Below are 12,080 nucleotides of genomic sequence, written 5' to 3' on the forward strand. Positions count from 1 at the left end.
CCCACCCAACAGAACAGTGACCAGCTGCCCTCGAGGCGTGTCGATCGCGACCACTGTTGGTGGGGTGGACCCGACACCGTTCGGTCCCCGTCGGCTGTCAGGCTCGAAGCGGTCACCTGCCGTGTCTGTGGCGGTGGCGATCCGTCGCTGGTGACGGCCGACGGCGTCGTAGTCAGAATACTGAGAGGTCTACCTCGCTGTGGATCCTGATCGTCGGATCCGAGCCGATGGCCACCAATGGTGAAGCGGCGACTGGTCGCCGTGTCTGTGGCCTCGAGGAGAGGCGGTGTCGATGCCGATTGGTGACCACGTCGTGACCTCGGTCGGGAGACGCCGCGAGTCGAGATCGACGAGTCGAGTCGCATCGACAAGCCCACCCGGACGAGGGGATCAGTGGAGTCGGTCACCGACGTCGGAGGTGAGAATCCCGCCGGGGTCGAAGCCGTTCCACACGGCGTGTGATCGTGGCGATGGTGACAGCCGGTCGGCGTCTGCGGTCGACTTGTCATCGGCTGACTCATCAGGTTCCTGAAACAGTCACCACAGCCGCGACTCGGCGGTGAGAGACTGGTCGACAGTCGGTGTGTTGAGGGAGTCTCTCGTCTGTGGATCGGACGGCGTGTCGACGGTAGTCGACTGGTCCCCAAGGGGACTGTCCCGGTGGCAGTCATCGACCGTCAGGAGATGTGGAGTCTACCGAGACGATCGCGGTCGTCGAGACGACGAGTCGTGTTGCGTCCGGGGTCCACCTGACCCGTAGGGAAGTGTGCTGAGGCTATTTCGAGATTCTGAGAGGATTCGTGAGTCACGCAGTGTCGATGAGGCGGTGGCAGTGCCGACCGCCGCGTAGTGGTGTCCCCGTCTTGCTGGCCGACTGCCTTCTGCGGTCAGTCTCGATCGTGGTGGTCGACCAGCTGGTGGTGCTTCTGTCTGAGGCCCTGTCTCTCCATGTCCCCTTCAGGGGACTGCTGGGGTGATCCCGGTTGCCTGCTGTATCAGGCATCTTACTCTTGGCCCTTGGGCCTGAACACCCCCCACCCAACGGGGGTATTACCCGGTATATCTCAGACGCCGCTGGCAAAATCGGGGGTGTTCTGAGAGGGTGAAAATAAGTCGGTCTCAGAAAATGGCTGAAACGGCTTTCGAGAACATCCTCAGGTATGCGAGCGAGTCATATTTGATTGAGCAGCGATTTTGGTGTGTTGACCCCCGAATACGCCTTGCCGTCATGCGATTTTGATTTGATATCCGAGGGGGGTGCTGAGAGTGGACTGAAAACGGGCTAATTCACCCCCCGTATGATTATTTTCACTAAAATTGCCGGGTGTGTCGAAAATGTGGTACTTATATGCGAAATAAACTCTAGTGGATTCTCAGTTGACCCCCCGGATACCCCACTACGTCTTGCGGTTTTGATTCCATATCCGGGGGTGTTTGAGTGACCCTGCGATCCCCCGGATACCCCGCTACGTATGGTTATTTTCAAAAAATTGTATTTGGCTAAATTCCGAGAAATACAAGAGAAAATAACAGGTGATCGGGGATCTGCTGTGAATTAGAGAATACAGGGCCTTTTGGAGACAAAACAGGCTTGAGGTCTGCTGCTGTGGCACCCCCCGGATACCCGGTCACGTCTTGCGGTTTTGATTCTATATCCGGGGGGTGATATTCGGTGGTCAAGCCTGAGTTGGACACCAGCTAAGTCAATATCAGTGACCTCGCCAGCGGGTTGAATAGTTTAGTGTGGAATATGGCGCAAAGATAGTGAGCCAGTCACCTACTCAGCTCGGGCTTTGCCCAACAATCGGTATCGAAAGGTCCAGCGAGAAGGCCTAGTTGACTCTGATGAGAAACACACTAGCGTACAGCAAATCCATAATCAGGAACCTGTCAAGTAGGCCTCGTCGGAGCAACCGAATCACGCAGTGAGAACGGAGCCCGGAGGGAGTCTCTAGCCGTCCATCGAGAACTTCCCTTCGAGTTCAGCGAGGGTTTCGCCCTCGTCTGTGAGTTCAATACCGAACCACGTCCGAACCTGTTTTCCACCGTCGACACTGGGCCGACCTTCTTTCAGTTCGACGTCGACTTGCGCTTTCAGCGGCCCGGTAAACGCACCCGGCGCGTACTCTTGAATCGCCACGTCATCCACCGACGTATCAGTACTGTTACGAATGTGCCGGAGGCAGATTTGCGCCCACGAATTGAACGCATCACGGAGTTCGGCCTTCGGAACGAACACCGTCTCGTCGGTGTCGGTCGTGATCGTCTCGTCTTCCGTGTTGGTGTAGCGACGGAGGAACTGCTTCAGTGGGTCGGGCATGTCGTCCCCGATGAGCGGCTGGCCATACTTCCGGTGGATGCTGTCGAACGCAACGTCTTCTGTGTCGACCGAGGGCGTCGTCGAACCGCTCGCATCTCTGCCCGAGTCACCACCGGATCCACTACTGTCCGCGAGGCGTGCGGGCGTGTATCCTGTCGTGTCCTCGATATCTTTGAGAACTGGGAAGTAGACATCATCCGGGAGCTTGAGGTTGCGCTTTCCAGCTTTGTTCCTGCCCGGCGAGTCGGCATTCTGTTCGTCCGAATTATCGTCGGAATCATCGCTACCCCCGCCGAATTGTTCGAGGTCGTCAGGCTCGCAATAATCATGCTCGATCGCGTATCCCACAAGCCCCTTCAGCGGGATAGGCGTGTGCTCTGGAACAAGGTTGTTCTGGCGAGCGTAGGTCCACAGATGGAGGTACTCTAAATCATCGAGATTCTGACCACTCGCGGAGTCCTTCGGGTCGCGCTTGCCCATGTCACAGAGCGCAAAGTGTTGGAAGTTATAGAGTGCCTCCCGCTTGTGGCAGTAGGCAGTTTCGTCGTCGATCACGACGAAGTAGTTCTCCGATTCACCGAAGTGACCGAAGGGGTTTGTTCCGCGAGAGCCGGGCGTGAGTCCAAGGTCGCGCAGGTCGAGGTTCCAGAGGGGGTTGTGGCTCCCAGTGAGCTCGCGATAATTCCCTTCTTCGATCCGGTCTTCGATCTCCTGTGGGTCGATGTCCATGGCGGTGCTGGCGTCGTTCACCAGCCCCCCAATGTTGCCCGTGGCGGCGGGGTGTTGTGACGGGTGGATTGTGGGGATGAAACCGAACAGCGAGAGGGGTGGATACACCGCGTTTTGTTCAGGGACAGGATCGAAAACATAACCCTCGCCGCGAAGCGTGTTCGCGTCGCCAACAGGCCACCTGTGAGCGGCCGCCAGCGCCCCCGTGTCAGCGTCGGGATCAGCCGGGATGATGTTGGGGTCACGAACGGGGAGATCCACGCCCGTTTCCGTCCGGTCGATCGCCCCGACAGTCTGGGGGAGGTCGTGGGCTGTGGGGTAGCCAAGCGACGCCGGATCCATCCCGGTTGGGTACTCGCCAACCGGGTCCGACCGGTCGGCAAGCGCCCGCATCCACGCAGGGGCCGTGGCCGGTCCATCACTCCCGTCGTCGGCGGGCGTCGGGCCATTCCCCATCGTCAGCCGAAGCGCCCACTCAGCCGGCGGCGTGAGCGCGAGCCAGCCCTCTTGGAGGAAGTCGTCAAGGTCGCGCTTCTCATCGCCAAACTGCGGCAGCTCTAAGAGCCACACGTTCGTCCCGCCGTAGTCAGTATGGTCGAGCTCTTCGTCGGGCGTCAGCGCCGTCTGTCCGTCCGCGTCGGCGCTTTCAGCGGTCTCGTCTGTCTCGGTGTCGACGTCGATGACACCAAGACGTGCCTCGACTTCCTCCCAGAGCTCGTGATCATCCTCGTTGGGGTCGGCGTCGCCCTCAAGGACTTCCTCGCGATACACCTCGGCGGCCGCTTGGACCGTCCCCGTGAACGTATCGTCCGGCGACGGCGTGTGGGTGTCGAGTACCCGGCCCATATTCACGGCGCTATCCACGCCGGGCCCGTACTGGTGAATCTCGATGACCTCGCTGATCGGGCCCTTCCCGTGGAATCCACCTTCGGACTCTAGCAGGTGAACGGGCACTTCTTCGGCCGTGACCGGCGTTTTTTCGTCGGCGTCGACATCGGCGTCAGCCGGCGGCGCGACGCGAATGTCCTGATCGTCGAGTTTGTCTTGGAGCGTCCCGTCGCGGGCGGCCTCAAGGACCAACTTCCGGGTGAACATCTCGTCGCCGGGGAACGAACCCGTACAGAACAGCTCCCGGATGTTCATGTCGCGTTCACACTGGCGCTCGTCGTGGTCGCGATCTTCCTCAGCTAGTACCACCCGCTTTGGCGGGTCCGAATCTTGGAGGAAGTACACGTCGGGGATCTGCCGGCGCTTGATGATCTCCGCGAGCACGTCACGGTGTTTCATCTTGAACGATTTCGTGACCGGAGAGATACACGGGATGCCATGCGCATGGGCCGTAATCGCGTCGGCCATCCCCTCCGTGATTGCGAGAGGTTCGCCCTCGACAATGGTCTCCCGGCCGTAAATCGGCTCGTCAGCGATGGTGTAGTTCTTCGTCGTCGCGAGCTTGGCGTACTTCCCCTTCGTGAAGTCGTCAGGGTGCGTGCCGTGTTCGGTGTCGAAGTCGGGCTGCCGCCCGATGAAGAAGGCTACCCTGCCGTCCTCGTCGTAGTACGGGAAGATGTAGCGGCCCCGGAAGAGACACGAGAGGTCGTCGGGGTTGTCGGGATCGTCAATCGTGGTGTAATCGACGTACTCCTCGCCCTCTTCGTTCTCGCCGTAGGCGTCGTTCGGCTTCGTGAACAGCCCGGTCGCGACCATCGTGTGGTGGCTAAAGCCCTGCTCCTCGAGGTGGAAGAACAACTCCTTGCCGAAAGCGGGTGCCCACCCGAGCTGCTTGTCGTCGACGAGGTCGTCGCTCCAGCCCCGATGGTCAGCGCCGAGATACTGGTACGGCTGTTCGTCAGCAGCGAAGTCCTCGGGCTCGGCAATGCGTTCAGCGGCGTCTTCGGTGGACTGGATGCCGGCGGTCTGTGCGTCTTCGTTCGGCGGCATCGCGTCGGCAGCGTCGGGATCCTGCTCAACAGGGTACGCTGGGTCGGGCTCGTCGAGCGCGGTGAAGTACTCGCGGGGCGTCTCGGGTTTCCGGTAGCCCGCCTCGAACGCCTGCTCGTCGTTCCACGTAACGTTGTTGTCGATCGTCGTATCCAGCTGGCTGTGGAAGAAGCGGGCGGCTTCCTCAAGACACGCTTGGACCGCACCGAGGTCCGGTGTGGGGCTCAAGCGGAGGTCTTCTGGGTCGGCGTCGACGAGCGTGCTGTTGGGCTCGGCACGCGGTTCGCCGGGTGCTGTTTGTCCTGTCGGGCGTGTGTTGTCGACGTCGCTCTCTGCGCCGGCTGCGTCGTCTGCGGGCGGCTCTATCTCGGCGTCGTCCGGGCCGGTGTCGCTTTCGGCGTCCGTCTCGGCGCCGTCCTCGCTCCCAGTGTCCGTCTCGGCGTCGGGTGTAGTGTCTGCGTCGTCCTGACTCCCGGCCTCGCTGTGCGCGCCTGTGCGACCGCCTGAGCCATTCCGACTCTCGGACGAGGCGTCGGTCGTCTCGGTGTCGGTTGCGTCTTCCTCGCGTGTGCTGGCCGTGTCTGGCTCGGCGCTCTCGCCGTTCGCGTCCGTGGGCGTGGGGGACGCATCTTCACCGTCGTCCGTGGCGGGTGTCTCTCCCCCACCGTCCGGGCCGTCGTCGGAATCATCGGACCCGCCGTCGGAATCGTCAGAGTCCGAGTCGTCATCGTCGCTCGGCGGGTACGTATCCCGGTTGAACGCAACGGGGTCAATCTCGGGGCCTTTGTCGTCGCGTGGCGTGTTGATCTTGAAGTGGCCCGTCTCGTCGTCACGGTACACCGCGCCGTGCTCACAAGCCGCCTCAATGGTTGCTTCTTCTTGCTCTTGTGTGAGATCGTGTGCGTCCCAAAGAGCAAGCGTCAGAGCCTGTTCGTTGAACGGGGTGTGCGGTTGGTTGCCCGCAGTGGTCAGTACCTCATCCCAGAACGTCGGGATCGCCCGTTCACCCAGTGCGAGTTGCTTTCCATCCTCCTCGATGACGCCAGCGTCGACGCCCGCCCCGATCGCGGCCCGTGCCCTCGGATTCTTGAAGTCGTGGTCGACCGTGAGCGTCATGACCGCCATCGAGACGTCGATTGAAGAAGAGCTCGGCCTCAAGGGCTAGCTGTTATAATCTATAACCCAAGTTGGTCTGCCATCCATTTTCTCCAGCCTTCCCGAGCATCGATTCCCAAGTAGCGAACATTGTCGTGTCTTCGACGTACGCATCGAACTCATCCTCTGGCATCTCTTCGAAATCTTTCTTGTCGTCGACTGTCCATGGGCTTTCCTCGAAGAACTCCTCGATGTCGCCGAAGTCAGAGAGTGAAGGTTTGCCACGGCAATGAGGTCGACTTAACGGCAAACGTGTACTTGACGGACGGCTTGTCTGAAACGACCGGCGGAGTCACGCTAGGGTATAGCGTCGGTGCCGCCGGAGCGCATAGCGGTAGGAACCATACGAAACGCCGACGGTCAACAGCAGATACGTACCGAAGAGCACGCCGAACACGGGCGTTACCACGACGTTTCCGGTGACCGCGAACCACGTCACGAACAGCCCGAGAACTGTTCCGCCACCCACGACGAACAGGTACACCATCATGACGAGCGTCGACGGGACGACCGTTTCCGTCCCCCAGAACTCGCGCTCCTCATAGATCGGATACGCCGAGCCGATACCGACTGCAAACATCGCCGCAGTGAGACACATTCCAACTCCAACGGCGGCGGTCGCCACCGCCTCAAGCACCAGTATCCCGAAACCGATCGAGACGAGCGAGCTGAGAACAGCGACCGGCACTCCAATCGCAACGCCGGCGAGGAGCCGTCCACGGACAAGATCTGCAGATGATGTCTCGGTAAGAAGAAGGAACGGTAGTTGCGGCCGCTCGTCACCGAGCGGGTTCAACCCGAAGGTAGCGCCTGAGAGGTATGTTGCGAGAACGACGCCGCCCCCAGTGATGAGGGGTCCGAGAGCTTCGCCCGAAAACTCGAGAAACATCGTCCCGAACGGTGCGATAAAAAAGACGGCAATCAGGAGATGACTCAACTCCGCCGGATCACGGCGACCGCGTACGAGAATCCCCCACGCGATACGACCAGGTTTAGTCCATGCGAACGGTCGTGGGGCAGAGAATCCGCCGCTCGATCGCCGCACCTGCCTCAACTTGTTGTTGCCGACCGAATCGGTAAACCAGAGCGTGGAAACCTGCTTAGTCGAGACGACGAGACCGACCGGCGTGAGAGCGATTAACGCCGCGAACACCGCCACCGCCCCTAAGGAAGTCGGTCTGGAGACCGGTGTTCCGACGAACGCGAGCGCAACGTATTCCACGAGGGGATCGAACGCTACTGTCGACAACAGCCGCTGTACGGAGAGGTCGGATTCGACGATGAACTGCCCGGCGAACTGCGACGCAACGACGAGTCCGACCATCGCAAGGATACCGACAGCTTTCAGGAGACGGCGAAGGCTGGGGAGTTGCCGCAGGAGTCGCAACACAGCAATTCCCCCGGCGTACCCCCAGACGGCGGCACAGCAGACGAGCGGCAGCGCGACCGCCCCGCCCGAAGCAATGAGCAGCGGCGAGCCCATTCCGAGTGCGAATGTGACCACCACTGCTCCGACTGGGATCCCGAACCACAGGGAGAGCCGTCCCACCTCCGCTGTGATGAGCCCGATAACGACTGCTCGCGGGTGAACCGCCAGCAGGACGAAATCCGCACCGTCGATGTGTCCGAGTCGTTCGAGGGTCCGAAACACCGATATCGACAGGAGACTGAGAGGAACGAGCGTCGCAGCGGGCGCGAAGAACGGGACCGCCGCCACGGAGCGCGCGGTTTGCCCGAGCACATACGCCGTCGGCAGCGCGAACAGGAGCGCGCCGCCGAAGAACAGCGCCGTGAGCAGGAGTCCAAGGACTCGACGGGGGTTTCCGAGGTACCCACGGAGGCTTCAGACGAACTCCGCCCGCCCAATTCGGAGCCCGTGGCGAACGTCCTGTCGGACGCTCATTCTCTCTGGGAGGCCGCGTCCGTTTCGGGTTCGCTCGTGACGGCGAGGAACGCGTCTTCGAGGGATCCGCTCTCGCCGGTCTCCGCACGGGCCTGTACTTCGGCGGGCGTCCCCTCGGCGACGAGTCTCCCGTCGAACAACACCCCGACCTCGTCGGCGACGGCTTCGACGACCGGGAGAATGTGTGTCGAGAGGAACACCGTGGTTCCTGCGTCGGCGAACGCGGTGATCGATTCCCGGATGGTTCGCGCCGCTCGGGGGTCAAGCCCCGATGTCGGTTCGTCTAGATACAGGACGTCCGGGTCGTGTAGGACACTCTGTATGAACGCGGTCTTCTGTTTCATTCCCTTCGAATACCCGTCGATCCGCCTGTCTGCGTCACCAACTAACCCGAATTGGTCGAGGTACTCACCGATGCGCTCGCGGGCAACGGACCGCGAAATGTCGCGAAGATCGGCGACGTATTCGAGCTGCTCGCGGGCGCTGAACTCGTCGTACAGCGGTGGCGTCTCAGGGAGATAGCCGACCCGACCGGCGATCGCACGCCGGTCGCTTGGGTCGACGCCACAGACGCGTACCGATCCGCCGTCCGGATCGCTGAGACCGGTAAGGAGCCGCATCGTCGTCGTCTTCCCCGCACCGTTCGGGCCAAGAAAGCCGTATACGGTCCCGTGCGGGATGTCGAGCGTGAGACTGTCGAGAGCAACTTCTGAGCCGTAGCTCTTCCGGAGATCGGTCGCCAGAATGGCGGATTCGTTGTGGGTGGAGGGCATACGTAACGGATGTCATTTCTCGAACCGGTCGTCTATGCGTTTCGGAATCATCTTCCGATTATACGTATCGGGGGTGATGCCGCATGGGTAGATAACGACGTGATTAGGGGGCGTAGTCGCTTCTGTACGGCCTTGGAGGATAGAATTGATACGTGCCTTCTGTTCGATTCATCTGTTCTAGATCGAAATCGAGACTGATCTCTCTTGTCTGCTCTGCGCTGGTTCTACTTCCGGAATATCACAGACGTCGAGTTCTCTGTCCGGCAGAACGTACGCCTTGCGGTGGATTTCAGTTTCATCTGTTCGGCCGCTCGACCTCCTCTGCGGCCTCGATTTCGTCTGTTTTCTCGACTTCGGCGAATAGTTCTCGGTATGCGTCGGGCTCAAAGAGGTTGTTTCGGTCGAACAGTTCGCGAGCGGCGTCGGTCAGCTGAAAGAACCGGTATGGATGACCCCGTTCGAGCCCCTCACGATCCCGTTCGATGGCCTCGATCAGTCCCACTTCTTTTAGCCGGATGAGATGGTCGGTGAGCGTCGACGCTGCGATACTCGGATTGTAGTATTCGAGTTCTTTCTTCGAGGGCGCGCCTTTCGGGTGACCGACGATGACCCCGATGATATTCGCACGGGTCGTGTCGTCGAGGGCACTCAACGCTGCGATCGGATCGAGTCCGGCTGAACTCTCGGCTGGGGTGAGCGGGGTGGCGTCAGGCCGGGACATTGTGTATTAGTGTTTGTCTCCCGGCGATATAACCATTTCGGCGAAAATCGAAGTGGTAGCCAGAGTGCTCGCGTATTCCACTTCTGGTCGGATTTCCGTACTGTTAGGTGGCGGTGGTGAATCCTATACAGTATGGCCAACGACGACGCGACCCGTGCCGTCATCGACAAATTGGGTGATCAGCCGGGAGAGACGCTCACACCAGAACGGATCGAGGCAATCCAGAACCCGATGCATGAGAGCCTCGGACGATTTATCAGGCCGTTTCAGAATTGGTAGCGAATACTGATGACACATAGAGGGAGCCCCAGAGTCTGTTTTCCATCCTATCCCGGCACTCAGTGACCCGCTCTCGGGCCCGTGACCGCTAAAGACCTCGAAGACGACCCTTTTGAGGGGTGGTGGTCACGAGTATGACGTGAGTACCGAGATCCCTGTAGGATAATTTCGGACGTGTTCCGTATGAACATCGACACAGAAACCATCCGAGACCGATGTACCGACCCCGTGTTTGAGCGGGGACATACCTATCGCAAGGAGGGACGGATTCAGCAGCTCAACCGGTTCGACGAGCGCATTTCAGCAGTCGTCAGTGGATCGAACCCCTACGACGTGACTGTCAAATTCGGTGGCCAAAGTCTTGAGACCCGGTGTACATGTCCATACGACGGCCAAGGCGACTGTAAACACGTCGTCGCGGTACTCCTCGCTGTCGCAGACGACCCGCCAGAAGACGGGAGTGAGCGTATCGGCTCCGTCCTTGCGGACGTCTCTGACGAAGAGCTGCGTACGTTTGTCCGTAAAATTCTCGCCACACACAGCAGGGCCCGAGAACAGTTTCTCGCACAGTTCGGTGACGAACACAAATCAGTCGATGAGTATCGACAAGAGATTAGCCACTTGTTCGAGCAACACGCCGACCCGGTCGTGTTCGAAGCGATCGACTTCTCCCGATTCTTCGATATTGCCGAACAGTGCCGTGAGCGCGATCGATACCTCGCCGCTGCGACCGTCTATCGAGCAGTGTTCGAAGAAGTCGATGAGAAATTCACTTGGATCGACGGTTCCTACGACCACTACGCACAGACGCTCCAGACAGCTCTCGATGGATACATCGACTGTGTAGTGGCGGCTGATTCCAACGCCGAGGACTTCGAGACGTACGCGGGTGTTTTGGAAACACGGGCATCAACAGAGTCAGAGATTAACAACAGGCAGTTCTGGCGAGCACTCGACGACCTCGAAGATCGATACAACGAATAGACCACCACAATCTCAAAACAGCGACTCCAGCTCCCCGTCGCTATCCATCAGCTCCGAGAAACGGTCCTCGCTCTCGTCAGTGATCTCCCCGAGATTCTGTTGTGCTTCGATTGCGACCTGCTGGAGTTCTTTCACTCGCGGGACGTTCGTCACGCCGCCGAGCAGTACGAGCGCTGCGACCGTCCCTTCTCCACGCCGCGGATAGTCACCACCTCGGACCTCCATCGAGCCGGTCTGTTCTTCGAGCCACTTGCGACCGTGCTCGATGCCTTTTCGATTGAGATACTCCGGGGGGCCGGCAACCACAAGCAACGCCCGCTCTGTCCCGTTCACCTCACAGGGTAAGGTGAGTCGACCCAGCGTCGCTTTCCGGACGAGGCTCGTGATACGGTTGGTCGCCTCTGTACTGTCGATCCCAAAATTCGAATCGCCACGAAGTCGCGAGAGCAACCCCTTCCGCTCTGGTTCGTCCACCTCAACGTCGGCATAGCCCAGTGAGGAGATCCCACCCCCTTTGAGCGTGTTAATAATCTCCGAGGAGTCGACCACACTCTCGGCGATGTCGTTTCCTTCGGTTATCTCGCCCGCACTGAAGAGCACGCCAAACCGCTGGACCAGCTCCTCGTTGATCACATCGAACCCCTCCTCAACGGATTCACCCGAACTGCGCCACGCATCGTTGTCGAACAGCATGAGGTTGTCCACCTCATCGACAAACGTCTTGAGCGACCGAGCGGCGTTCAGCGTGTAGATCCCGCCCTCGTTGCTGCCGGGCAGGATACCGAGTCCATACACAGGTTCGGTGTAGATCCGCTTGAGGTTCTCGGCGATCACGGGTGCCCCACCCGACCCCGTCCCGCCACCAAGCCCCGCAACGACGAGGAACGCATCGATCTCGTGGACCGGCACCTCGTCGAGCGCGCCCTGGATCTCATCGATGTCTTCTTCGGCCACCTCTGCGCCGAGTTCGTTATCTGCGCCCACACCATGGCCCTTCACTCGCGATTGACCAATCAGGATCCGGCGGTCTTTCGAGAGGTGGTCAATTCCTTGGAGATCTGCTTTCGCCGTGTTGACAGCGATCGCTCCACGAACAATATCTGCGCCTGTCCGTGCGTCGTAGGCCAAGAATTCGTCGACCACCTTCCCACCCGCCTGTCCGACCCCGATCAATGCGAGTTTCATGTGAACACACCACGTGTAGATACGCAGGTTAGACACATAAAGGTTAGAAGCTCAAAATATCGGAGTGAAGATGTTGACATACGAAAAGCGTCG

At 59.9% G+C, this 12,080-nt stretch carries 6 protein-coding genes and 1 pseudogene; 2 read left to right on the forward strand and 5 right to left on the reverse strand.

The window, feature by feature from the left end:
- Positions 1-1,951: 1,951 nt before the first annotated feature.
- From EXE48_RS13500 to EXE48_RS13515, 4 genes and pseudogenes are all read right to left on the reverse strand, one after another.
- The gene (locus EXE48_RS13500; protein ID WP_241992010.1) at positions 1,952-6,103 is read right to left on the reverse strand and encodes a hypothetical protein; all 4,152 of its coding nucleotides are present in this window, start codon (positions 6,101-6,103) and stop codon (positions 1,952-1,954) included.
- 331 nt (positions 6,104-6,434) lie between these two features.
- Positions 6,435-8,045: pseudogene (locus EXE48_RS13505) on the reverse strand (hypothetical protein).
- Positions 8,042-8,818, reverse strand: a complete 777-nt coding sequence (locus EXE48_RS13510; RefSeq protein WP_137704839.1) for an ABC transporter ATP-binding protein — start codon at positions 8,816-8,818, stop codon at positions 8,042-8,044. Before EXE48_RS13510 ends, EXE48_RS13505 begins: the two are co-directional and overlap by 4 nt.
- 295 nt (positions 8,819-9,113) lie before the next feature.
- Complete coding sequence (locus EXE48_RS13515; protein WP_137704840.1) at positions 9,114-9,539, reverse strand: helix-turn-helix domain-containing protein; 426 nt, start codon at positions 9,537-9,539, stop codon at positions 9,114-9,116.
- A 132-nt stretch (positions 9,540-9,671) separates the two neighbouring features.
- On the opposite strand from EXE48_RS13515, the gene EXE48_RS18475 reads away from it, so the two are divergent.
- The gene (locus EXE48_RS18475; RefSeq protein WP_158293658.1) at positions 9,672-9,818 is read left to right on the forward strand and encodes a hypothetical protein; all 147 of its coding nucleotides are present in this window, start codon (positions 9,672-9,674) and stop codon (positions 9,816-9,818) included.
- 183 nt (positions 9,819-10,001) lie between these two features.
- Positions 10,002-10,802 (forward strand): SWIM zinc finger family protein, encoded by an 801-nt coding sequence (locus tag EXE48_RS13520; RefSeq protein ID WP_137711799.1) that lies wholly within the window; start codon positions 10,002-10,004, stop codon positions 10,800-10,802.
- A 12-nt stretch (positions 10,803-10,814) separates the two neighbouring features.
- On the opposite strand, the gene EXE48_RS13525 is transcribed toward EXE48_RS13520, so the two are convergent.
- Positions 10,815-11,987, reverse strand: coding sequence for a tubulin/FtsZ family protein (locus EXE48_RS13525; protein WP_137711800.1), 1,173 nt, complete (start codon positions 11,985-11,987; stop codon positions 10,815-10,817).
- Positions 11,988-12,080: the final 93 nt, after the last annotated feature.

Source organism: Halorubrum sp. ASP1 (assembly GCF_005435135.1).
In the GTDB taxonomy this organism is placed as follows: Archaea; Halobacteriota; Halobacteria; order Halobacteriales; family Haloferacaceae; genus Halorubrum; species Halorubrum tropicale.